The organism is Kribbella sp. NBC_01510, assembly GCF_045040325.1.
In the GTDB taxonomy this organism is placed as follows: domain Bacteria; phylum Actinomycetota; class Actinomycetes; order Propionibacteriales; family Kribbellaceae; genus Kribbella.
Window position 1 is genome coordinate 1,618,318 of record NZ_CP109418.1, and the last position, 22,898, is coordinate 1,641,215.

At 69.4% G+C, this 22,898-nt stretch carries 17 protein-coding genes and 1 riboswitch; of the genes, 8 read left to right on the forward strand and 9 right to left on the reverse strand.

What is annotated here, in order from left to right; all coding sequences use genetic code 11:
• Nucleotides 1–13: 13 nt before the first annotated feature.
• Both OG558_RS07990 and OG558_RS07995 read left to right on the forward strand, forming a co-directional pair.
• On the forward strand, nucleotides 14–2,938 hold the full coding sequence (locus tag OG558_RS07990; RefSeq protein ID WP_405069630.1) for an ATP-binding protein: 2,925 nt from the start codon (nucleotides 14–16) through the stop codon (nucleotides 2,936–2,938).
• Nucleotides 2,939–3,113: 175 nt separating this feature from the next.
• Nucleotides 3,114–4,343: an ROK family transcriptional regulator gene (locus OG558_RS07995; RefSeq protein ID WP_329482523.1), complete on the forward strand. Its 1,230-nt coding sequence runs from the start codon at nucleotides 3,114–3,116 to the stop codon at nucleotides 4,341–4,343.
• A 5-nt stretch (nucleotides 4,344–4,348) separates the two neighbouring features.
• Here OG558_RS07995 and OG558_RS08000 read toward each other — a convergent pair whose 3' ends face one another.
• Nucleotides 4,349–5,125: an alpha/beta fold hydrolase gene (locus tag OG558_RS08000; RefSeq protein ID WP_405069631.1), complete on the reverse strand. Its 777-nt coding sequence runs from the start codon at nucleotides 5,123–5,125 to the stop codon at nucleotides 4,349–4,351.
• Between the two features lie 154 nt (nucleotides 5,126–5,279).
• On the opposite strand from OG558_RS08000, the gene lysX reads away from it, so the two are divergent.
• Entirely contained in the window at nucleotides 5,280–8,636 is a 3,357-nt protein-coding gene (gene lysX / locus OG558_RS08005; RefSeq protein ID WP_405069632.1) for a bifunctional lysylphosphatidylglycerol synthetase/lysine--tRNA ligase LysX, read from the forward strand.
• 75 nt (nucleotides 8,637–8,711) lie between these two features.
• Complete coding sequence (locus OG558_RS08010; protein WP_405069633.1) at nucleotides 8,712–9,641, forward strand: hypothetical protein; 930 nt, start codon at nucleotides 8,712–8,714, stop codon at nucleotides 9,639–9,641.
• 50 nt (nucleotides 9,642–9,691) lie between these two features.
• On the opposite strand, the gene OG558_RS08015 is transcribed toward OG558_RS08010, so the two are convergent.
• The 4 genes from OG558_RS08015 to OG558_RS08030 form a co-directional block, all read right to left on the reverse strand.
• Nucleotides 9,692–10,126, reverse strand: coding sequence for a PIN domain-containing protein (locus OG558_RS08015; RefSeq protein ID WP_329482527.1), 435 nt, complete (start codon nucleotides 10,124–10,126; stop codon nucleotides 9,692–9,694).
• A complete protein-coding gene (locus OG558_RS08020; protein WP_405069634.1) occupies nucleotides 10,123–10,359 on the reverse strand; it encodes a CopG family transcriptional regulator in 237 nt (78 codons plus the stop codon). Before OG558_RS08020 ends, OG558_RS08015 begins: the two co-directional genes overlap by 4 nt.
• Nucleotides 10,360–10,386: 27 nt before the next feature.
• Nucleotides 10,387–11,022: a hypothetical protein gene (locus tag OG558_RS08025; RefSeq protein WP_405069635.1), complete on the reverse strand. Its 636-nt coding sequence runs from the start codon at nucleotides 11,020–11,022 to the stop codon at nucleotides 10,387–10,389.
• A gap of 143 nt (nucleotides 11,023–11,165) precedes the next feature.
• Nucleotides 11,166–11,996, reverse strand: coding sequence for a helix-turn-helix transcriptional regulator (locus OG558_RS08030; protein WP_405069637.1), 831 nt, complete (start codon nucleotides 11,994–11,996; stop codon nucleotides 11,166–11,168).
• Between the two features lie 102 nt (nucleotides 11,997–12,098).
• Between OG558_RS08030 and OG558_RS08035 the strand changes: the two genes are divergently transcribed.
• Nucleotides 12,099–12,806 carry an SDR family oxidoreductase gene (locus tag OG558_RS08035; protein WP_405069638.1) on the forward strand — a complete coding sequence of 236 codons (708 nt, stop codon included), beginning with the start codon at nucleotides 12,099–12,101 and terminating at the stop codon, nucleotides 12,804–12,806.
• On the opposite strand, the gene OG558_RS08040 is transcribed toward OG558_RS08035, so the two are convergent.
• Nucleotides 12,807–14,180, reverse strand: coding sequence for an L-serine ammonia-lyase (locus OG558_RS08040; RefSeq protein WP_405069639.1), 1,374 nt, complete (start codon nucleotides 14,178–14,180; stop codon nucleotides 12,807–12,809).
• An 80-nt stretch (nucleotides 14,181–14,260) separates the two neighbouring features.
• Nucleotides 14,261–14,353, reverse strand: a riboswitch (glycine riboswitch).
• A 199-nt stretch (nucleotides 14,354–14,552) separates the two neighbouring features.
• On the opposite strand from OG558_RS08040, the gene OG558_RS08045 reads away from it, so the two are divergent.
• On the forward strand, nucleotides 14,553–16,040 hold the full coding sequence (locus OG558_RS08045) for an alpha/beta hydrolase (protein ID WP_405069640.1): 1,488 nt from the start codon (nucleotides 14,553–14,555) through the stop codon (nucleotides 16,038–16,040).
• 58 nt (nucleotides 16,041–16,098) lie between these two features.
• Here OG558_RS08045 and OG558_RS08050 read toward each other — a convergent pair whose 3' ends face one another.
• The 3 genes from OG558_RS08050 to OG558_RS08060 form a co-directional block, all read right to left on the reverse strand.
• Entirely contained in the window at nucleotides 16,099–16,326 is a 228-nt protein-coding gene (locus OG558_RS08050; RefSeq protein ID WP_329482534.1) for a hypothetical protein, read from the reverse strand.
• A 192-nt stretch (nucleotides 16,327–16,518) separates the two neighbouring features.
• A complete protein-coding gene (locus OG558_RS08055; protein WP_405069641.1) occupies nucleotides 16,519–17,949 on the reverse strand; it encodes an aminopeptidase P family protein in 1,431 nt (476 codons plus the stop codon).
• A gap of 88 nt (nucleotides 17,950–18,037) precedes the next feature.
• Nucleotides 18,038–18,763 carry a GntR family transcriptional regulator gene (locus OG558_RS08060; protein ID WP_405069642.1) on the reverse strand — a complete coding sequence of 242 codons (726 nt, stop codon included), beginning with the start codon at nucleotides 18,761–18,763 and terminating at the stop codon, nucleotides 18,038–18,040.
• Nucleotides 18,764–18,889: 126 nt separating this feature from the next.
• Between OG558_RS08060 and OG558_RS08065 the strand changes: the two genes are divergently transcribed.
• Both OG558_RS08065 and OG558_RS08070 read left to right on the forward strand, forming a co-directional pair.
• Complete coding sequence (locus OG558_RS08065) at nucleotides 18,890–22,483, forward strand: hydantoinase B/oxoprolinase family protein (protein ID WP_405069643.1); 3,594 nt, start codon at nucleotides 18,890–18,892, stop codon at nucleotides 22,481–22,483.
• A 69-nt stretch (nucleotides 22,484–22,552) separates the two neighbouring features.
• The gene (locus tag OG558_RS08070) at nucleotides 22,553–22,897 is read left to right on the forward strand and encodes a UBP-type zinc finger domain-containing protein (protein ID WP_405069644.1); all 345 of its coding nucleotides are present in this window, start codon (nucleotides 22,553–22,555) and stop codon (nucleotides 22,895–22,897) included.
• The last annotated feature ends 1 nt before the right edge of the window (nucleotide 22,898 follow it).

Genomic DNA, 22,898 nt, shown 5'->3' on the forward strand with positions numbered 1-22,898 from the left:
AGAGTTGGCAAGCATGCAGACCCGTTCGCCCAGAGTGGTCGGCAGGGACCGGGAGATCGATCATCTCGACCACCTGCTGGCCGCGGCCCGTGGGGGCCACGGGGGTGCGGTCTTCCTGGTCGGTGAGCCCGGCATCGGCAAGAGCCGGCTGGCCGGACTCGCCACCACCAAAGCACTGGATGACGCAATGGCGACCCTGCGTGGAAGGGTCGGGGCCATCGGCGCCATGGTTGCGTTCCGCCCGTTCACCGAGGCTTTGCTGTCGCTCGTCCGCCGCGGCGAGATGCCCGCCACCGACGGACTCGGCCCCTACCGTCAGGTGCTCAGCCGGCTGATCCCGGACTGGGACGACGGTACGGCCCACGACACCGCGACCTCGACCGTCGTCCTTGGCGAGGCCGTCCTGCGGCTACTCGCCCTGGTCGCGAAGGACCGCGGTTGCCTGCTGGTACTGGAGGATCTGCACGGCTCCGATCCTGAGACCTTGGCAGTGATCGAGTACCTGCTCGACAACCTGGAGGACCAGCCGATCGCACTGGTCGCGACTCTGCGCTCCGAGACCTGTGCGGCGCTCGAGCTGGCCAGACTGTCAGCACAACGCGGAACGGCAACCCTGATCGAGCTGCCGCCGCTGGACCGGGCCGAGGTCGGTGAGTTGGCCTCCGGCTGTCTCGAGGTGCCCACGAGCGGCGTACCCGACACACTGGTCGACCGGCTGTGGCATGACAGCGCCGGAATCCCCTTCATCGTTGAGGAACTGCTGCAGGAGGCGAGCCGGACGGGGCAACTGCTGTCCAGGGCCGACGGGAGTGTGCAGGTCGTCGACGGTCTGCAGACCAACGTGCCCGCGGCCGTTGTCCGGAGCATCAGTAGCCGCACCGATCAGCTTGGGCCGCAGTCGCGCGACCTGCTCGTGCTGGCGGCGGTGATCGGTCACCGCTTCCCGCTGAGCGTCGTACGCAAAGCCACTGGGACCGACGAACGGTTGCTGTTGGCCACGCTGCGTGCCGGCTTGGCTGCGCAATTGGTCGGGCCGGACGAGCCGGTGCCGGACTGGTATGCGTTCCGGCATCCGCTGACGGCCGATGCGTTGCTGGCCGGGCTGACACCGACCGAGCGTTCCACTCTCGCGCGACGGTGTGCGGACGCGATCGAGGAGCTGCATCCCGGACTGCCGGGCGAGTGGTGCCCGATGGTCGCCGAACTCGCCGAGACGGGCGGCGACAAAGCCCGCGCCGGCCGGCTGTTCGCCACGGCCGGGAGGCGGTCATTCGACGAAGGGTCGATGGCGTCGGCGGTCAAGCTGCTGGAGCGCTCGAATGCCTTGCTGGCCGGCGATCCGGACACCACCTGCCGCGCCGAGGTGCTGGGCTCGTTGCTGATCGCCTTGAGTGAGACCGGCCAGTTCGAGACCAGCGGGGACCACGCCGCGACGATCGAGGAGATGGCCGACCGCAACCTGGACAGTCGCAAGGTCGCCGCTCTGCACGTGCAGCTGGCCAACCTCGAACACATGGCCGGTCGCTGGTCGGCCGCACTGACCCAGGTCGCGACCGCGCGGTCGCTGCTCGGTATCGACGCCGCCGACGCCGACATCGCGCCGGTCGACGCGATCGCCGCCAACCTCGAGCTGGCCCGATCGAGTCCCGGGCGGCTGAAGGCGGCCACCGAGCTGGCAACCCGCGCCGCGGCGGCGGCCGAACGCGCCAAGCTGCCCGCGGTGGCCTGCGACTCCCTGCAATTGCTGGGGATTCTGGCCCGTGAGCACGACCTCGATCAGTCGATCGACTACTTCCATCGGGCCCGGCAGGTCGCCGAAGAGCATGCGATGACGTTCCAGCGGGTCTGTTCGCACATCTTCCAGGCGGGGACGATCTGCCTCGCGAACGGGAGCATTCTCGAGCTGGAGCGGGCCCGGCAGCAGGCGCTGCGGATCGGCGCGATCCCGTTGGTCTACGAGGTGGACGGGATCCTCGGTCAGCAGGCGATCCTGCGATCCGAGTACGACAAGGCGGCCGCGATCATCGACGAGTGCCTGGCGGTCACCCGGCGACTCCGGATGGGCCGGTCGGCGACGTACTTCCTGTCCACCAAGGCGATTCTCGAAGCACACCGGGGCCGGCGGGCCGCGATGGAGGCGACACTCGCCGAGGTGGCCAACTGGGGTGGCGAGCGCGCGTCGTACGAGCTGCCGTACTCCTACGGCCTGGCTCGTGCGTTCTGCGCACTCCTGGAGGAGAACCGCGAACTGGCCGACTCCGACCTGGCGCAAGCCCTCGCGTACGACGCTCAGAACCCGACCACCTTCCACACCTCGGGCAAGAACGGGCTCGGCCTGCTACTCGGCGTACTGTCCGGCAGGAACAGCTGGGCGCACTTCGAGGCGGTCACTGCGACGGCCGCCAGTGGGATGCGGTGGAACAAGCAGTTCGTCCAACTGGCGCACGCCGTACTGCTCGGGCGGGACGGGCGGTACGACGCGGCGAACGCCAAGGTGATCGAGGCGCTCGAGACCGCGTCGATCTATCCGCTGGCGCGCTACCTCGGGCTGCGGATGGTGGCCGAGCCGGCGCACGCGGACGGGTGGGGCGAGCCGGTCGCGTGGTTGCGGCAAGCTGAGGACTACTTCCACAACGCGGAGATCCCGGCGGTGGCGAGTGCGTGCCGGAGTCTGTTGCGGCAGCTCGGAGCGACCGTCTCGCAGCGGCGGAGCGGGACCGAGCAGGTGCCCGCGCATCTGCGCCAGCTCGGCGTCACCACCCGCGAGTACGAGGTCTGTCAGCTTTTGGTCGACCGGATCGGGAACAAGTCGATCGCCTCCCGGCTGCACATCTCGCCCCGGACCGTGGAGAAGCATGTGGCCAGCCTGATGACCAAGACACAGCAACCGGATCGGGAGGCACTGAGCAGTTTCGCCCGGACGGTCCTCCAGGACTGACGGCGGCAGTGACTCTTTCGGCACCGGCGCGTGTGCTGGGACATCGGGCCCCCGGTGGGTGATAGTTGTCGACTCACGCATCGGCGTCCGCCAGCCGACGCGAAACACACGTCACGGTAATTTATGAACGCTCGCTTTCTATTAAGATAGGCGAGTGGCAAGCAAGGGGTCGGACATGAGCAAGGGAACGGTCGGCGGCGGCGGTACGACGATGCTGCGGCGGATCAACGTCGCCGCGGTCCTGGATGCGGTCCGCCGATCCGCGCCGGCACCACTCCGCGTCGCCGAACTGGTCGAACGGACCGGTCTGGCCAGACCGACCGTGGCCCAGGCCGTGGACGAGTTACTGGAGGCCGGCTGGCTGCAGCAGCACGGCCCGGATTCGGCCGACCGTTCACTCGGGCGGCCGGCGATCCGCGTCTCGCTCCGCGGCCGTGCGGCCCCGGTCCTCGGTCTGGACGTCGGCCCGCACCGGGTGACCGTCGGGGTCTCCGACCTGGCCGGCCGCAAGCTCTCCCTGGTACGGCGCTCCGGACCCGGATGGACCGCACAAGAGCTGCTCGGGGTCATCGGCGAGGTGATCAACGAGGCGCTCGCGGAGGCCGAGGTGCCGGCCGAGGACATCGCGGCCGTGGTCGCCGCCAGCCCTGGCATCGTCGACGAGCACACCGGCCGGGTCCAGCTGGTCCCGAGCGTGCCGGGCTGGTCCGCTATCGACCTGATCAAGCACGTCCGCGGTCTGCTCGACTGCCCGGTGATGCTCGACAACGACGCCAACCTGGCCGCACTGGCCATCGCGGCCGCTCGTGGCGGGACGGGCACGCTGCTGGCCGTCCAGTGGGGTGAGCGGCTCGGTGCCGGCATCGTGATCGACGGCCGGCTGCACCGCGGTACTGGCGCGGCCGGCGAGATCGGCTTCATCGCCACCGCTCCGGATGACGTCATCAACCCCGAGGACAGCCGGGGTCCGCTGGAGCGTGCGGTCGGCTCGGAGGCGATCGCCGCACTCGGCCGCCAGGCCGCTCTGGACAACCCACAGTCCCGCCTCGCCGAGCTGGGCGGAGAGCAGCTCGACACGGCCGATGTGTTCGCGGCCGCGGCAGAGCGTGACCCGGTGGCTCAGGCGGTCGTGCAACGGGTCGCCCGGGACTTCGCCCGCGCTCTGGCCCCCGCCGTACTGGTGCTGGACCCGACCGCCGTGGTCATCGGTGGCGGCGTCGCTCGGGCCGGCGCCGTACTGCTCGACGCCATCTCGGACCAGCTGCGGCTGCTGACTCTCAACCACCCAAAGCTGGAGCTGTCCGCCCTGGCCGAGGACGCTGTGGTCACCGGTGCCATGCGGATGGCTCTCGACGAGGTCTGGCAACGCAAACTCCCGACCCCCGCCCTCACCAGCACCACCTGACCTCATCACTCATAGGCACTGCCGCGGCCGTTTCGATAGACGACTGCGGCGGCGATGGCGTCGGGGCGGTCGAGGTGCATGAGGTGGGCGGAGTCGGGTAGGACGTCGAGTGTGCCGCTGAGGGTGGTGGCGAGGCGGCGTTGGGCGGCGAGCCAGCGGGCGGCCGTGAAGCGCGAGGTGCCGCCAGTGGCGACCAGGAGCGTGGTGGGGGCGAGCGCGCCGACCGGACCGGCGACGAGCTTGGCGACCTCGGCGGCCAGTTCCCAGCTGCTCGCCAGTTCGTCCCAGAACAGCAGCCACGACGCCGCGGCGCCGTACCGGGCCCGGGCGGTTGCCTTCGACAACAGATCGTGGTTCGACCGGCTGCCGATCCGGACGAACAGCCGCCGCAGCCTGGGACCCAGCAACTGCGGTCCGCCGAACCGACCGAGGAAGCGCAGGAACGCCCGGGCCGCCCGATCACCGCGTGTCCCCGGGTAGAGCCCGCGCCACCCGATCTCCGAGGTGAGACTGGTGTCGACCAGGACGAGCCTGGTCACCTCGAGCGGCCGGGTCAGCGCCCAGCGCAGCGCCGCCAGTCCGCCGATCGAGTGCCCGACCAGCCCGACCTCCGCCCCCGCCGGTACGCCGGCCGCCGTCCGCAACTCGTCGACGTCGGACGTGATCGGCGTACGCCACGGATCGATGACCCGTACATCCTGCCCCGGCAACAGCTCGACGACCCGGCCGAACTCCTCAGGAGTCTCAGCCAGGCCGGGCAGCACGATCCAGATCACGGTCATCGTAGGAAAGCCTGCCTGAGACCTGGTAGCACTGTCGCCAACAATAAGCAGGCGAGCGGCACGTCAACCAAAGGATTGACTGTGGCGTCAGCTATACCATCCAGGTAGACCCAGGGCGACCGAAGTCTCAGCGAACAAGTGGGATGATCGCTTGGTGCGGCCGGAACAGCAGGAAGTGATCCCCGCGTGGAAGCAGCGCGCCGCGGTCTGGGTGGGCCGCGTCGTCGTGTTCGCGGCGGTGTGGTCGTTCCTGGCGATCCCGCTGCATATTTTCGCCCCGGCGTACGTGAAACGCGTCGACATGGCGTTCGACTTCTTCGGGATCCCGGCCGGGCATACTTTCTTCTCGGCCGTCTACCTGGCCGTCGTCGGCAGCGCACTGCTGCGGGGCAAACGGGCGGCGCTGCTCTGGGTCCTGTGGGTCTTCCAGGTACTCTGGCTGGTCGCGCAGACCGCGGCCGTCGCGTTCACCAGCGTCCGGCTGGCCAACCCGAACGATGCCGAACTGCTCCGCGACTTCGGCCCCGCCAGTGTCCAGGACCTGGAATGGGGCATCGTCCAGGTGGTCGTGGTGGCCGCGATCATCGTGCTGCTGTGGAACATCCGCGCCGCGTTCCCGGCCCGGCTGGCACCCGGCACCCGGCGGCTCGCGATCGGCGCGCTGGTGCTCGGCCTGCTGATCTCGATCGCGGTGAGCATCACCCTGACCCAGATCTTCCCGCGGACGCTGACCGGTCAGCGGCAGAAGATCGGCTGGGCCGTCATCGCCGCGCTCGGTCAGTCCCGGAACAAGATGGGCGGGCATGAGGGGCACGGCTGGATCGGCCTGACGGTCGGCGCGATCTCGGCCGCCTCGCTGGTGATCGCGTTCTGGATCTTCCTCCGCTCGGTCCGCCGGGTCCGCTACCTCACCCAGGCCGAGGAACTCGAGGTCCGGCGGCTGCTCCTGCTGCACGGCGAGCGGGACTCCCTCGGGTACTTCGCCACCCGGCGGGACAAGGCGGTCATCTTCGCCCCCGGCAACGACGCCGCGATCGCCTACCGGGTGGTCAACGGGGTCAGCCTGGCCAGCGGCGATCCCTTGGGTGATCCGGCCGCCTGGCCCGCCGCGATCCAGCGCTGGCTCGCCGAGGCGCGCACGTACGGCTGGTCCCCCGCGGTCCTGTCGGCGAGCGAGGAGGCGGCCCACGCATACGTCGATGCCGGCCTGCGGGCGCTGGCGATGGGCGACGAGGCGATCATCGACGTCGCCGACTTCACGCTGGAAGGCCGGACGATGCGGCCGGTCCGGCAGGCGGTCACCCGGGTCCAGCGGGCCGGCTATCACGCCGAGGTGGTTCGGCACGGCGACGTGTCACCTGAGGCAATGACGGAGTACGTCCACCTCGCTGAGAAGTGGCGGGGAGCGCGGACCGAGCGCGGGTTCTCGATGGCGCTCGGGCGGCTGGGCGATCCGGCCGACGCGCGATGCGTGATGGTGATCGCGCGCGACGCGGACGGCGCCGTCCGCGGACTGCTGTCGTTCGCGCCGTGGGGTGTCCGGGGTGTCTCGCTCGATGTGATGCGGCGGGATCCGGAGTCCGCGAACGGTTTGATGGAGTTCATGGTGACGTCGCTGGTGGACGCCTGCGGCGATCTCGGGCTGCACCGGATCTCGCTGAACTTCGCCATGTTCCGGGAGATCTTCAGCGATGCCGAGCGGGTCGGCGCCGGGCCGGTGCTGCGGCTGACCAGCGCGCTGCTGACGGCGGCGTCGCGGTTCTGGCAGCTGGAGAGCCTCTACCAGTCGAACGAGAAGTACCTGCCGCGCTGGTCGCAGCGGCTGATCTGTTACTCGCGCGGTGCGTCGCTCGCCCAGGTGCTGCTGGCGGCCGGGACCGCGGAGGGCTTCCTGCCCGCACCCCGGCCCTGGACGCGCGTCGACAATGTCCAGACCGCCGAACGGCACGCGATCATGGCGTCGGACGGTGGCCGGTTCGCGAACGCCGTACGGCAGCAGGAAGAGGAGTTGCTGCGGCCGGCGCTGCCCGATCGCAAGCTCACCGAGCAGGAGCTGATCCGCCGGACCAAGCTGGTCGAACTCATTGCCGCTGGCATCGATCCGTACCCGGTGAACGTGCCGCGGACGGAGACGCTGGAGCGGATCCGCGAGCTGCACGACAACCTGCCGCCCGATCACCACACCGGCCAAACGGTGTCCGTGACCGGCCGGGTGATGCGGATGCGGAACCACGGCGGCCTGGCGTTCGCCCAGCTGCAGGACGGTTTGGCCCAGCTGCAGGTGATGCTGACCGCTGAGGCGTGCGGCGAGGTGCCGCTGGACCAGTGGCGGCGCCTGGTCGACATCGGCGACCATGTCAGCGTCACCGGCGAGGTGGTGACGAGCCGCCGCGGCGAGCTCTCGATCGCGGCGACGGCCTGGCTGATGGCGGCCAAGTGCCTGCATCCCTTGCCGGACAAGCGGAAGGGATTCACCGATCCGGAGGCCCGGGTCCGGCAGCGGCACATCGACCTGGTGATGAACCCGGACTCCCTGCAGATGATGCGGCACCGCAGCGCGGCGGTCCGTGCCCTGCGCAACGGTTTCGAGTCGCGCGGCTTCATCGAGGTGGAGACGCCGATGCTGCAGGCGGTGCACGGCGGGGCGAACGCGCGACCGTTCGTCACCCACATCAACGCCTACGACACCGAACTGTTTCTGCGGATCGCGCCCGAGCTGTTCCTGAAGCGGCTCAGCGTCGGCGGGATGGGCAAGATCTTCGAGCTGAACCGGAACTTCCGCAACGAGGGCGCCGACGCGACCCACAACCCGGAGTTCACCTCGGTCGAGGCCTACCAGCCGTACGCCGACTACCACGTGATGCGCGAGCTCACCCGCGAGCTGCTGATCGAGACCGCGACCGCGGTGTTCGGCAAGCCGATCATCCGCCGGCCGGACGGCGACATCGACATCTCCGGTGAGTGGCCGGTCATCACCGTGCACGACGCGGTCAGCCGGGCCGCCGGGGTGACGATCGACGCCGGCACCTCGGCCGAGCGACTCCGGGAGCTCTGCGCGGAGCACGGCGTCCACACGACGTTCGAGATGTCCGCCGGTGAGCTCGTCCTGGAGTTGTACGACGAACTCGTCGAGCCGGCCACCACGCTGCCGACGTTCTACACCGACTTCCCACTCGAGACGTCGCCGCTGACCCGGACCCACCGATCCGAACCACGCCTGGCCGAACGCTGGGATCTGGTCGCATTCGGGGCCGAGATCGGTACGGCGTACTCCGAACTGGTCGACCCGGTCGAGCAACGCCGCCGCCTCACCGAGCAGTCGCTGAAAGCCGCCGCCGGCGACCCCGAGGCCATGTCCCTCGACGAGGACTTCCTCCACGCGCTGGAGTACGCGATGCCTCCCAGCGGCGGCCTGGGGATCGGCGTGGACCGCGTTCTGATGATGCTGACGGGCCAGAACATCCGGGCGACCCTCGCGTTCCCCTTCGTGCGGCCGGCTCCGCGGGACTGACGCCACTCGCTTCCGAGGCAGGTGTGCGCATACCCTATGCGGCACAGGGTTTTGGGGCGACCTGGGGGGAAGTACATGAAGCGCTGTGCTGCGCTCTGCGCAGGGGTGGGGATGCTGGCCGTGCTCGCCGGCTGTAGCGGCACGCCGGAGGAGACTCCGGTCGCGTCGTCACCATCCACGATCGGTACGACGTCCGCACCGGCGCCGGCCGCGTCCGTACCACCGGCCGGTCCGCTCGGGTCGGCCGCGTACCAGGCGGAGCTGACCAAGCTCGAGCAGAGCCTGGCCGGTCCGTTGCGCACGCTGACCCGGGTGCGCACTGCCGAGGGTCTGACCGAGGCGATGACCACGCTCGCCGACTCACTCGACGCGGCCTCGTCACAGCTGGCCGACCTCACGGTGACCAGGCGGCTGACCGCCGTACACGAGGTGCTGCAGGACAGTCTCGGGTCGGCGGCCGAGACCCTGTCGAACTCCGACCGGACGGAGGCGAACGCGCGCTGCGGTGGCGTCGCCTACACCTCGCAGAAAGTGCAGCGGCAGTTGCGGGCGGACCTGAGCGGCGCGACCGTGCCGTTGGACCGCCTGGGGCTGAAGTTCGGCGGCACGCTGCCCGATCCCGGACCGGAACCCAAGCCCGTGCGCCCGTCGAACGGTGCCATCGTGATCCGCAGCGGCCCGACCGGCACGGGCCGGCTGAAGGTCACGAACGGTACGGCGAACGACGTCGCGGTCTCGATCGTCACCGACGGGAAGCCGCCGGCCAAGCCGCACGTGATGATGTACATCCAGGCGGGCAAGGCCGCCACGATCAGCCGGATCGGCGGCGCGTACCACATCTACTTCAAGAGCGGCGCGGACTGGAGTCCCACCCGTCGCCAGTTCGGCGAGGACTGCTCGTTCCAGAAGTTCGAACAGGCCTTCGGCCGGAACGAGAGCTGGCAGGTGAACCTGGAGCCCACCCTCGGCGGCAACGCGAAGACAACCGAGGTGGAAGCCTACTGAGCCTCTCTCTGCCATCGGCGGGCCGCCACGATCTCCGGACCGCCTGAGGATCACAGGTCGTCGGGCAGCAGGCGGAATGCCTTGTGCGGGGTGAGCGGGCGCAAGGCCCGGAAGTCCCGCCGATCGAGCGTGAGGACGGCGTCCGTGCGGTAGTCGGCAGCCAAGGCGACACTGACGGCGTCGGCCAGGTCGAGATCCAGATCGGCATACCGGCTCATGACAGCAAGAGCGGTCGCGAGTGTCTCGGCGCCGATATCCGGCACCTGAAAACGCATCCGCCGCATCTGCGTCAGCAAGAGGTCCAGGATCGTGGATCGCGCCTCCGCTCCCAGCCGAGCCCTGGCCAGGTGGTCCACCTCGGCGAGCACCAGCGGCGAGAGGATGACGGTCCCGGCCTCCTGCAGAAGCTTCCTGCAATCAGTGCCCTCGGGCGCGTTGCGGTCGAACGCCGCGATGATGCCCGAGGTGTCGGCGACGAGAATCACCGGCCGGTACGACGCTCGACTTCGGCGCGGATCTCGTCCTTGGTCACCGGTTCACCCGTGCCCTCGAAGGTCGGCCAGTCGAGCGGTTCATCCCAGACCCGGGTCGCCATCGCTGCCAGGTGGATGCCCTCACGGATGATCTCCGCCTCCGGAATCCCCCGTCGACGGGCGGCATCCTTGATCAGCGCCAGATCCTCAGGATCGGCGTAGACGTTTGTGCGCTTCATCGACATGTACCAACCCTAACACACGTACATGAGCTACAAGCCGAGCTTGTTGAGGAGGGCGCCGAGGAGGCCGCCTAGGGACGGTGAGTCCGGCGGGTCTGGGTTTTCGGGGGTTGTCGGCGGGGTGCTCGGGGTGGTGCTGGTCGGGGGTGGGGCAGTCGGATTACTGGTGGTCTGCTGCGTGGTGGGCTGGGTGACGGGCGGATCGGCGGGGCGCGTGGCTGGCGTCTTGGTGGCGGCCGGGATGGTCGGCTCGAAGCGGTCGACGATCTGCGTGGTCGGCCGGCCCGGGGCCGGCGTCGGGTACGGGGTGTTCTCGCCGGGGACGCGGGCGGTGGTCGCACCGATTCCAGGAGTCGTTGCTGTCGGCAACGGCGTGGGCGGGGTGGTGCCGGGTGAGATCGGCGTGGCCGTGGTGCCGCGTGGGATCGCCGGGACGTTCTGGCTGGGCTGACCGGGTTCGAGGCCGGCAACCGGGTTGGCCGGGTCGGGGCCACCACCCGGGAGCGGGAGGAACGAGGCCCCGATCCGCGGGCCGCCGGCCAGCGCCGTGAGGAAGAGGACGACGTACAGCAGCAGCAGTACGCCGGCGCCGGCGGCGACCTGTCGAAGTCGCTGCGGGTTCTGCCAGGGCGGGCGGCCGGGTGCCGTGGCAGGGAACGGTCTCACGGTTCCGCAGAGTAGCGGTTGAACCAGCGCTTCAAACAGACCGTGGAAGAAATTCCACACTAGATCGCAACCTTTTGGCAGCTGGATAACCGGTGCGTACTCGTAGCATCTCTGTCCGTTATCAGGACTCGCGCGTTCAGAATTCAGCTCAGGGTTTGCAGGCCGATGACCGACAGCAGGCGCAGCTTCTCGGCGGCCTCGCTGTTCGGCGCGGCCGTGTAGACGACGATGCGCAGGTCACTGCCCGGCACGGTGAGGACGTCGCAGTCGATGACGAGGGTGCCGAGGCCGGGATGGCGGATGGTCTTCTGCTCGGTCTGATGGAAACCGACGACGGGCTGATCCCAGAGCTGGGCGAACTCGTCGTACCCGGCGCGCAGTTCGTCGATCAGCGCCCTGAGTTCCGGATCGTGCGGATAGCGGGCCAGGGAGGCGCGCAGGTCCGTCACCATCGCGATCTGGAAGCTTCGGCGCTGCTCGGGTGTCTGGAGCACGCGTTCGCCCGGCGCCGCGTAGTGCCGCCAGATGATGTTGCGCCAGCGGCCCCGCCACTCCGACGGGTCCCCGATCAGGGCCGCGAAGAGCGGATTCCAGGTGATCAGTCCCCAGGCCGCGTCGCACACGCAGAGCGGCGCACCCACCAGCTGATCGACCATCCGGTGCACCCCAGGCGGGATGTACGACGAGATCCGGCCGGGGGACGGTTCCACCTGCCCCGCGAGTACGAACAAATGGTTGCGCTCGGCATCGGACAGCCGAAGCGCCCGGGACAGCGCGGTCAGCACCTGCACCGACGGCGAGTCCGAGCGGCCTTGCTCGAGCCTGACGATGTAGTCCACCGACAGTCCGGCGAGCTGCGCCAACTCCTCGCGACGCAGCCCAGGTGCCCGCCGCCGTTCGCCCGCCGGCAGCCCGGCCTCGTCCGGGGTCACTCGATCGCGCCATGCGTGCAGTGTCCGGCCGAGCTCACCCATACGCCCAGTATTCCGCGCACACCCCTAACCAGCCTGGTACTGCCATTCCCTAGGACATCGCGGGCACTACCTGGCCGATCGCCGCAGCGCGAGGGTGGAGTCATGACCACGACACTCATCACCGGGGGCAACAAGGGCCTCGGTTTCGAAACCGCCCGTCGCCTCGTCGCGGCGGGACACACCGTGTACCTCGGCGCCCGGGATCCCGAGCGCGGCAAGCAGGCCGCGACCGACCTCGGCGCGCACTACCTCCCTTTGGATGTCACCAGCGACGACTCCGTCGCAGCCGCGGCCCGGCAACTCGAGTCCGAGGCCGGCCGGCTCGACGTACTCATCAACAACGCCGGCATCCTCGGTCCGCGGCACACCGCCCGGGAGCTGACGGCAGACGACCTGCGGATCACGTACGACGTCAACGTGTTCGGGCCGGTCCGGATGCTGCACCACTTCCTGCCGCTGCTCGACCGCAGCGACAACCCGGTTGTCGTGAACGTGTCCAGCGGACTCGGCTCGATCGCCACCGCCGTCGATCCGGAGGTCTGGCCTCCCGCCGTACAGGTCTGGGTATACGCGGCGGGTTACGGATCGTCCAAGGCGGCCCTCAACATGCTCACGGTTCAGTACGCGCAGCAACTACCAGAGCTCCGGATCAACACGGTCGACCCTGGGTTCACCGCGACCGACTTCAACAATCACCGGGGCGTGCAGAGCGTCGGGAAGGGCGCGGAGATCATCGTCCGCCTGGCCACGATCGGTCCGAACGGCCCGACCGGCCAGTACCTCAGCCTGGACGGCAACGTGCCCTGGTGATCAGCACTCGATGACGTTGACGGCGAGGCCGCCGCGGGACGTCTCCTTGTACTTGATCTTCATGTCGGCGCCGGTCTCGCGCATCGTCTTGATCACCTTGTCGAGGGTGACGACGTGGACGCCGTCGCCGTGCATCGCCATCCGGGCCGCATTGATCGCCTTCACCGACGCCATCGCGTTCCGCTCGATGCAGGGGATCTGCACCAGCCCGCCGACCGGGTCGCAGGTCAGGCCGAGGTTGTGTTCCATCGCGATCTCGGCCGCGTTCTCGACCTGCCCCGGCGTACCGCCGAGGACCTCACACAACCCGGCCGCCGCCATCGAGCAGGCCGACCCGACCTCGCCCTGGCAGCCGACCTCGGCGCCGGAGATCGACGCGTTCTCCTTGTACAGCACACCGATCGCACCGGCCGTCAGCAGGAATCTGACCGCACCGTCGTCGGTCGCCCCCGGCACGAACCGCCGGTAGTAGTGCAGTACGGCGGGAATGATGCCGGCGGCACCGTTCGTCGGCGCGGTGACGATCCGGCCGCCGGACGCGTTCTGCTCGTTCACCGCGAGGGCGAACAGGTTGACCCAGTCCATCACCTTCAGCGGATCCACCGACCAGGGATCAGCGCTCAGTCGACGGTGCAGCGAGTGTGCCCGGCGCGGCACCTTCAGGCCGCCGGGCAGAATGCCCTCGGTCTCGCAACCTTCGCGGACACAGTCCTGCATCACCTGCCAGATGTGCAGCAGCCCGGCCCGGATCTCCTCCTCGGTCCGCCAGGCGAGCTCGTTCGCGAGCATCACCTCGCTCATCGACAGCTGGGACTCGCGACAACGGTCGAGCAACTCGGCACCGGTGGTGAACGGGTACTTCAGCGGGGTCGTGTCCAGCACGATCCGGTCGCCGGCCGCCGCGTTCTCGTCGACCACGAATCCGCCGCCGACCGAGTAGTACGTGCGTTCCCGCAGTACGGCGCCGTCCGCCGAGCGGGCCACGAAACTCATCCCGTTCGGGTGGTAGGGCAGCGCCTTGCGCCGGTGCATGATCAGGTCGGTGTTCTCGTCGAACGCGATCTCGTGCGTGCCGGCCAGCAGTACTCGACCGCGCTCGCGGATCGTCTCGACCCGGGCGTCGACGGAATGGGTGACGACGGTTTCGGGGTCCTCGCCCTCGAGCCCGAGCAGGACCGCCTTGTTGCTGCCGTGGCCGTGCCCGGTCGCACCGAGCGAACCGAAGAGTTGCGCTTCGACCCTCGCCGTCGCGGCCAGCAGGCCGGCGTCGGCCAGGCCGAGTGCGAAGGTGCGGGCGGCGCGCATCGGCCCCACCGTGTGGGAGCTCGACGGGCCGATCCCGATGCTGAACAGATCGAAGACGCTGATCGCCATCGTGTGGAGGTTCCTTCCGGTCGCCGTTGACCGTTTGGTGTCCTCCCCACTCTGTTGGACCGGAAGTCCTCCAGAGGTGCCTCGCCCGCGCGGTGAAGGTGCCTGAGAGATTCTTGGGGAGAGTTGCTCCTACGGCGCCCGGGTCACGCCCGGGTCTCTCCCGCACGGGTTCATGCGGCTGTTGAATTGACTGACGATCTGGACGGTACGGCGCTCCCACCGGCAACGTCAATCCGGCCGATCCGCACCATCAGCGACCGACCCCAACGAGTCCCCCAAGGGCCGGCCGGGGTCTGGCGAGGGCTTGTCCCGGATGTGGTGAGGCAAGCGGTTGCTGAGGATCGAGGGAGTCCCCAGACAGGAGATTCGCTGATGAAGTCCCGACGAGTTCTCAGGACCACCGCGTGGGGTGTGGTCCTGGGATTCGCTGCGGCCGGCCTCACCGCAGTACCGGCGCCGGCCGCCGTACCCAGGCAAGTGACCGTGCAGTGGTCCGACTGCAAGCCCGAGGGCAAGGATGATCCGGAGGAGGTGAAGGGATCGCAGTGCGCGACCCTGCAGGTGCCGGTCGACTGGCACGATCCCGACGGCCCCACCTTCGGCCTCGCGATCGCCCGTCGTACGGCGAAGTCGCCGGCCGACCGCGTCGGCGTGCTGATGTGGGGCCCGGGCGGTCCCGGCGACTCGGGCGTCGACCGGGTCAAGACCGGGATGTCCCGGTTCAGTCAGAACCTGCAGGACCAGTTCGACATCGTGAGCTTCGACCCGCGGGGTGTCGCCCGCAGCAACCCGGTGAAGTGCACGGCCGCGCTGCTGGTCAAGCAGCCGTCACCGATCATCAAAAGTGCGGCCGAGTTCCGCGCGACCATTCGCTACAACCAGCAACTCGCGACCGACTGCCGCGACCACACCGGGCCGGTGTACGACCACCTCGACACCTGGCAGACGGTCCACGACGTCGACGCGATCCGCCGGGCGATCGGCGAGTCGACGATCTCCTTCCACGGCAGCTCGTACGGAACGGTGCTCGGCGGCCAGTACGCCGAGACGTACCCGGGCCGGGTGCGCGCGATGGTGCTCGAGAGCGTGAGCGACCACAGTGCCGCGCCGACGAAGGAGTTCCTCGACGCCCAGGCGACCGCGGCCCAGGACTCGTTCTCCGAGTTCGTGAAATGGTGCGACGCGGCAACAACCTGCGCATTGCACGGTCGCGATATCCACACCTTGTGGGCGGACCTGCTCGCCCGGGCCGACCACGGCGAGGTGCCGGATCCGCAGCACCCGACCGTCGCGATCACACCGTTCAACCTGAGCTTCTTCGTGTTCCGCAAGCTCTACGACCCGGAGTGGGTCGCGCTTGCCGAGACGTTGCAGCAACTCGACGCGAGTACGCCGCCGACCGGGCAGGCGCCGGTCCCGCCCGGACTCGCGTCGTATCCGCTGGCGGTGTTCTGCCAGGACTGGAACCTCGGTGTCCGCAACTACCGGGAGTACGCCGGCCATCTCGACCGGCTGGCCAGGAACAACCCCGACATGCGCTACCCCGGCCAGCTGATGGCGGTGTCGATCTGCCTCGGGCAGCCGCCGGCCGCCAACCCGCAGCACCGGCTGAAGGTCCACGGTCTGACCACTCCAGTCCTGCTAGCGAACGCGATGCATGACCCGGCCACCGGCTACGAGTGGGCCCGGAGCGTCGAACGCCAGCTCGGCAGGTACGGCGTACTGCTCACCTACGAGGGCTGGGGGCACGGCAGCTACAACTCGAGCCCCTGCATGCAGACGACGATCGACGCCTATCTGGTCTCGCGTCAGGTGCCGGAACGCGGCACCAGCTGCGCAGCGGTACCACCGGTGGGCTGAGAGAGATCCGGGGCCGGCGCCTCCCAACCAGCACCGGCCCCGGTGTCCGTGTGGTCCCTCAGACCGGGACGCCGGCCACGTCGAAAACGCGGTCGAGATGGTCGCCGCGGACCAGGCGGCCCGCCAGCAGACGGAGTTCGGCGCAGGCGCTCTCGAGTGCCTGCATCTGCGATCGGCAGTGGTCGACGTACCAGAACGGGTCGTCGGGCTGCGGATCGTCGGCATCGTCGATGTCGGCGTACCAGTGCTGATCTCCGTAGTGGACTACTCGCACTCGCAGATTCATGATGACTACTCCCCGTGCCCAGGGATCCTGGGTCCCCCCTGGCCCCAGTCGGGGCCGGCTCGGCTGGGCGCGTGGTACGCGGCCCCCCACTGCCACGCGCCCTGCCGAGTTCGACCCTCCCCCGCTCGATACATCGTCGGCGGCGGGGCGAATGTTACTGCTTGTGACGATTAATTTTGCGTAGACGGCCTGTCACCGAGCGTTGAGCTGCGACTGGGTCCATTGCTCCAGTCCGTCGGTGGTGATCGGCAGGTCCTGGGTGAGGATCTCGAGCCGGTCGGCATGCACCACGACGTTGTCCTCGATCCGGATGCCGATCCCGCGCAGCTCCGGCGGCACGGTCTCGTCGTTCGGGTGGAAGTACAGCCCCGGCTCGACGGCGAGCGCCATCCCGGCCTCGATGTCGCCGGCGAAGTACGCCTCCGGCCGGGACGCGTCGCAGTCGTGCACGTCGAGGCCGATGTAGTGCCCGGTCCCGCAGACGATGTACCGCCGGTGCTGCTGTCCGTCCGGGCCGAGCAGCTCGTCCATCGACACGTCGAGCAGACCCCAGTCCCGCAGGCCCTCGGCCAGCACCCGCAGCGCCTCGTACTGGAAGGCCCGGTACGGCGCTCCCACCTTGACGGCATCGAGGGACGCCAACTGCGCCTTGTGCACCAGGTCGTGCACCTGCCGCTGGGCCGCGGTGTACTCACCGGTGGCCGGGAAGGTCCGGGTCACGTCGGCGGTGTAGAGCGTGCGGGTCTCGACCCCGGCGTCCAGCAGGATCACGTCGCCCTCGTTCACCGGGCCGTCGTTGCGGACCCAGTGCAGCACCGGCGCGTGGTGGCCGGCAGCAACGATCGAGGCGTACCCGACGCCGTTGCCCGCGGTCCGCGCACGCCGGTCGAAGGTGCCCTGCAGCCACCGCTCGCCGCCACCCCGGATGGCCTCGGGCAGCTCCCGGGCCACATCGCCGAACGCGAGCACGCTGGCCGCGACCGCCTCGCGCAGCTGGTCCAGCTCCCAGTCGTCCTTGATCCGGCGCAGCTCGGCCAGCGTCTGGCGCAGCGAGTTGCCGTCCGTCGGAGAGGTCCGGACCAGCGCGTCCAGCATCGGCTCGACACCGGGCGTCGACAGCATGAACGGCACCGCGCCGCGCACGGCCGCCGGCAGTTCCTCGATCGGACGGCAGGCGATCTGCAGCGCGTCCGACCAGTCCTTCAGCCCCGGCACCGGGCCGATCCACAGCTCGCCGTCCCGCGCGTTGGCGAAGAAGTCCGCCTCGTCCGGACCGGCGGTCTCCCGCAGGTACAGCGTCGCCTCACCGTCCGCCGACAGCACCAGTACGGCGCCCTCCGCCTGGCAACCGGTCAGCCAGACGAAGTCGCTGTCGGCGCGGAACTGGTAGTCGGTGTCGTTCGAGCGCACCGGCGCCCGGCCGGCCGCGAGCGCGATCCGCCGGCCCGGCAGCGCGGCGGAGAGCTTCCGCCGGTGCGCGGCCGCAGCCTCGGCCAGCCCCTCCGGCACCGTCACCGACCGGTCCACCGGGCCCCAGCCCCGCGAGACGAAGTCCCGGAATCCCTTGGCGTCGATCGGGCGGTAGGACTTCGGGGTCGGATCGGTCCGGTCGTCTTCGGTCATGAGCTGAGCTCCCCTTTGCAGCTGACGGTCAGAGTTCATCAACTCAGGTCTGCGCGGGGGCGCGCAAGCCCTTATCGAATCTCGTGGTTCAACGGGCCCGGAACGCCTCCAGCAGACCGTGCTCGGAGTCGAGCAGGTACTGATGCAGGTCAGCCGCCGCCTCGTCGTATTTACGCGCCTCGAGCAGCTCGAGCAGCTCACGGTTTCGCGTGATGTACGGCCGGTGCAGCTCACGCGGGGCCGCGATCACTTGGAAGACAAGCCGCAACTCGGCCAGCAGCCGCCCGGTCATCGCATCCATCCGGGCGCTGTCGGCCAGACCGATCAGGTGCTCGTGGAACCGCATGTTCGCCGTACCGACGGCCGGCCAGCGATCCGCGAGCGCGGCCGCCTCGGCGGCCTCGACATCGTCCTGCAACGGCTCGAGCCGGCTCGCCGGCAGCTCCGGCTCGCGCTCGGCCAGACCCCGCACGACGTCGACCTCGAGCACCCGGCGGAGCCGGTACAGGTCGACCACGTCCCGCTCGTCGAGCTCCGGGACGAACACGCCGCGATGCAGCTTGTAGACCAGCAGCCCCTCGTGGGTGAGCAGCCGGAAGGCTTCGCGCAACGTATTGCGGCTGACCTCCAGCACCGCGGTCAGCTCCATCTCGGACAGTTGGGCGCCCGGGGGCAGTGCACCTTCGGTGATGCTGCGGCGCAGGATGTCTGCGGCCCGCTCGGCCGAACTGCTGCGGTCCAGCCGCGCGACATCAGCGGCAACCGACCGCAACCACGCCTGCCGGGGTGTGTCGTCGGCCTCACCCGTGCTCATCTCCGCATCATCCCGCAATCCGGCCGATCGGTGAAAGCTTGGTGGAACAACCCTCTTGCAGGATTGTTGAACAATCCATAGAGTCGGTCCCACCACCACGACGGCTGTCCGGAAAGGCGGTAGCGCATGGCGCGGAAGTGGGAGTTCTGGATCGACCGTGGCGGCACCTTCACCGACCTCGTCGCCCGGCGCCCGGATGGAACCCTGGTGACGCACAAGCTCCTGTCCGAAAACCCGGAGCGCTACCGGGACGCCGCCGTCGAGGGCATCCGCCGGCTGCTCGCCGTGCCGGCCGGCGAACGGATCCCCGCCGAGCGCATCGAGGTCGTCAAGATGGGCACGACGGTGGCCACCAACGCGCTGCTCGAGCGCGACGGCGAGCCGACCGTCGTCGTCATCACCCAGGGTTTCCGCGACGCGCTGCGGATCGCCTATCAGAACCGCCCCCGCATCTTCGCCCGCGAGATCGTGCTGCCGGAGCTCGTCTACTCGGCCGTGATCGAGGCGAACGAACGGGTGGCCGCCGACGGCAAGGTCCTCGTCCCGCTCGACGAACAGGCCGTCGCCGAGGACCTGCGGCGTGCGTACGACGACGGCCTGCGATCGGTAGCCGTGGTGTCGCTGCACGGCTACCGCTATCCGCGGCATGAGGCGGTGATCGGCGAGATCGCCCGCCGGGTCGGCTTCACCCAGATCTCGCTGTCGCACGAGTGCAGCCCGCTGATGAAGGTGGTCTCGAGGGGCGACACGACCGTGGTCGATGCCTACCTCTCCCCGATCCTGCGCCGGTACGTCGATCAGGTGGCATCCGAGCTGGCCGGTGTGCGGCTGATGTTCATGCAGTCGAACGGCGGGCTCACCGAAGCGCACGCGTTCCGTGGCAAGGACGCGATCCTGTCCGGACCCGCGGGGGGTGTGGTCGGGATGGCGCGGACCACGACGGCTGCCGGGTTCGACCGGGTGATCGGCTTCGACATGGGCGGCACGTCGACCGACGTGTCGCACTACGCCGGCGAGTTCGAACGCGAGCTGGAAACGCTGGTCGCCGGGGTGCGGATGCGCGCGCCGATGATGAGCATCCACACCGTGGCGGCGGGCGGCGGCTCGATCCTGATCTTCGACGGGAGCCGCTACCGCGTCGGTCCAGGATCGGCGGGCGCGGATCCGGGCCCCGCGTCGTACCGCAGGGGAGGTCCGCTCACGGTCACGGATGCGAACGTGATGCTCGGCCGGGTGCAGCCGGGCTTCTTCCCGGCCGTGTTCGGCGAGAACGGCGACCAGCGGCTCGACTCAGACGTCGTACGGCGGAAGTTCGCGGAGCTCGCCACCGTGATCGGGGACGGGCGGGCTCCGGAGGAGGTCGCAGCCGGCTTCGCCGACATCGCCGTCGCGAACATGGCGAACGCGATCAAGAAGATCTCGGTGCAACGCGGGTACGACGTCACCCAGTACGTCCTGGCGACGTTCGGCGGAGCAGGCGGCCAGCACGCCTGCGCGGTCGCTGACGCGCTGGGAATGACACAGGTGCTCATTCACCCGCTCGCGGGCGTGCTCTCGGCGTACGGCATGGGTGTCGCCGACGTCGCCGCCCTGCGCGAGCGGGCGGTCGAGACGACACTGAGCGGTGCCGTACTCCCTGAGCTCGCGCGGGTCCTCGACGAACTCACCAGCGACGCCGGTCGCGAACTCCAGGGCGAAGGCATCCCGGCCGAGCGGATCACCGCGATCCGTCGCGCGCTGCTGCGCTACGACGGCACCGACACCGCCGTCGCCGTGTCTGTCGGCGAGGTGGACGAGATGGTGGCGGAGTTCGAGGCCACCTACCGGCGACGGTTCTCCTTCCTGATGGCGGACCGGCCGATCGTCGTGGAGGCCGTGTCGCTCGAGCTGCTCGGCGCCGCCGGAACCGGCGACGACAACTGGATCCGCCCGGAGCGACAGGGTGGCGAGTTGCGCGCCGTGGCCCGGGTACCGATGTTCTCAGCCGGCGCGTGGGTCGACGTCGACCTCTATCAGCGCGACGACATCGTCCCCGGCGACCGGGTGGACGGACCGGCGGTCATCGCCGAGGCCAACGCGACCACGGTGGTCGAAGCCGGCTGGCGGGCCGGCGTCAACGATCTCGGCCACCTGCTGCTCAACCGGGTGGCGGCACGACCGGTTCGGCAGGGGATCGGGACCGAGGTCGACCCGGTGATGCTGGAGATCTTCAACAACCTGTTCATGTCGATCGCCGAGCAGATGGGGGTGCGGCTGCAGAGCACCTCACAGTCGGTGAACATCAAGGAGCGGCTGGACTTCTCCTGCGCGCTGTTCGACGCCGAGGGCAACCTGATCGCGAACGCACCACACATCCCGGTCCACCTCGGCTCAATGGGCGAGAGCATCAAGATGGTGATCGCCGCGAACGCCGGCCGGATGGCGCCGGGCGACACGTACGTGCTCAACAACCCCTACCGGGGCGGCACCCACCTGCCCGACATCACCGTGGTGACCCCGGTCTTCGATCGGGCTGGTAAGGACATCTTGTTCTACGTCGCGTCCCGCGGCCACCATGCGGAGATCGGTGGCATCACGCCCGGTTCGATGCCGGCGAACAGCACCCGGATCGAGGAGGAAGGGGTGCTGATCGACAACTGGCTGCTGGTCTCGGGCGGCGCGTTGCGAGAGCGCGAAACCGTCGAACTGCTGCGCACCGCGGCGTACCCGTCGCGCAACCCCGCGACGAACATCGCCGACCTGCGGGCCCAGGTCGCGGCCAACGAGAAGGGGGTCGAGGAGCTGCGGGCGATGGTCGACCACTTCGGCCTTGACGTCGTATCGGCGTACATGGAACACGTGCGCCGCAACGCGGCCGAGGCAGTGCAGCGGATCATCCCGTCGCTCCACGACGGCAGCTACAGCTATGAGCTCGACTCGGGTGCGCGGATCGAGGTGGCGGTCCGGGTGGATGCCTCCGCGCGGACGGCGGAGATCGACTTCACCGGAACCTCCGCACAACAGCACGGCAACGGCAACGCGCCGTCCTCGGTGGTGATGGCCGCGGTTCTCTACGTCTTCCGCACCCTGGTGGACGACGAGATCCCACTGAACTCGGGCTGCCTGGAACCGCTGCGGGTGATCATCCCATCGGGAACGATGCTGTCACCGGAGTACCCTGCGGCGGTTGCCGCTGGCAACGTCGAGATCTCGCAGGCCGTCACCGGCGCCCTCTACGCCGCCCTCGGCGTGCAGGCCGAGGGCTCCGGGACGATGAACAACGTGACGTTCGGCAACGACCGTCACCAGTACTACGAGACCGTCGGCAGCGGAGCCGGCGCGGGCGAAGGCTTCGCGGGGGCCGACGTCGTCCAGACCCACATGACGAACTCACGGCTGACAGATCCGGAAGTGCTGGAGTGGCGTTACCCCGTCCAGCTGGAGAGCTTCGAGATCCGCGACGGCAGCGGTGGTGCGGGCCGCTGGCGCGGCGGCAACGGTGGCCGCCGCCGGATACGGTTCCTGGAGCCGATGACCGTGAGCACACTGGCCAGTCACCGCCGCGTGCCGCCGTACGGCATGGCCGGTGGCCTGCCCGGCGGCCTCGGCGGCCAGTGGATCGAGCACCCGGACGGCTCCGTCACACAGATGGCCGGCAATGATTCGCTCTCCGTGGCCGCCGGCGACGTACTCGTGCTCGAGACCCCTGGCGGTGGCGGCTACGGCGAACCTGCCGGCTGACCGGTCAACCGGGCGCGCGGCGGGGGGTCCTGCTTGTCCGGGAGGCTGGGGCGCGCAAGGATGGCCGCTATGACGGATATTCCGGGGATCGACGCGACGGTCCCACCGAGCGGGACCGGCTGTGCGGACTGTCTGCAGGTCGACGGCTGGTGGTTCCACCTCCGCCGTTGTGCCCAGTGCGGCCACATCGGCTGCTGTGACTCGTCCCCGGCCCAGCACGCCTCCGCACACGCGGCCTCGAGCGGTCACCCGATCGTCCGCAGCTTCGAGCCGGGCGAGGACTGGTTCTGGCACTACGGCGAGTCCCAGTACTACGACGGCCCCGAGCTCGCACCGCCGGAGTCCCGCCCGGAGGATCAGCCGGTCCCCGGCGGCAACGTCCCCGACGACTGGCGCACCAAACTCCACAGCTGAC

What these genes read in the sequence shown, in the direction of transcription:
- OG558_RS07990 (WP_405069630.1), top strand. Translation starts at nt 14, where the DNA reads ATGCAGACCCGTTCGCCCAGAGTGGTCGGCAGGGACCGGGAGATCGAT.
- OG558_RS07995 (WP_329482523.1), top strand. Translation starts at nt 3,114, where the DNA reads ATGAGCAAGGGAACGGTCGGCGGCGGCGGTACGACGATGCTGCGGCGG.
- OG558_RS08000 (WP_405069631.1), bottom strand. Translation starts at nt 5,125, where the DNA reads ATGACCGTGATCTGGATCGTGCTGCCCGGCCTGGCTGAGACTCCTGAG.
- OG558_RS08010 (WP_405069633.1), top strand. Translation starts at nt 8,712, where the DNA reads ATGAAGCGCTGTGCTGCGCTCTGCGCAGGGGTGGGGATGCTGGCCGTG.
- OG558_RS08020 (WP_405069634.1), bottom strand. Translation starts at nt 10,359, where the DNA reads ATGTCGATGAAGCGCACAAACGTCTACGCCGATCCTGAGGATCTGGCG.
- OG558_RS08030 (WP_405069637.1), bottom strand. Translation starts at nt 11,996, where the DNA reads ATGGGTGAGCTCGGCCGGACACTGCACGCATGGCGCGATCGAGTGACC.
- OG558_RS08035 (WP_405069638.1), top strand. Translation starts at nt 12,099, where the DNA reads ATGACCACGACACTCATCACCGGGGGCAACAAGGGCCTCGGTTTCGAA.
- OG558_RS08040 (WP_405069639.1), bottom strand. Translation starts at nt 14,180, where the DNA reads ATGGCGATCAGCGTCTTCGATCTGTTCAGCATCGGGATCGGCCCGTCG.
- OG558_RS08045 (WP_405069640.1), top strand. Translation starts at nt 14,553, where the DNA reads ATGAAGTCCCGACGAGTTCTCAGGACCACCGCGTGGGGTGTGGTCCTG.
- OG558_RS08050 (WP_329482534.1), bottom strand. Translation starts at nt 16,326, where the DNA reads ATGAATCTGCGAGTGCGAGTAGTCCACTACGGAGATCAGCACTGGTAC.
- OG558_RS08055 (WP_405069641.1), bottom strand. Translation starts at nt 17,949, where the DNA reads ATGACCGAAGACGACCGGACCGATCCGACCCCGAAGTCCTACCGCCCG.
- OG558_RS08060 (WP_405069642.1), bottom strand. Translation starts at nt 18,763, where the DNA reads ATGAGCACGGGTGAGGCCGACGACACACCCCGGCAGGCGTGGTTGCGG.
- OG558_RS08065 (WP_405069643.1), top strand. Translation starts at nt 18,890, where the DNA reads ATGGCGCGGAAGTGGGAGTTCTGGATCGACCGTGGCGGCACCTTCACC.
- OG558_RS08070 (WP_405069644.1), top strand. Translation starts at nt 22,553, where the DNA reads ATGACGGATATTCCGGGGATCGACGCGACGGTCCCACCGAGCGGGACC.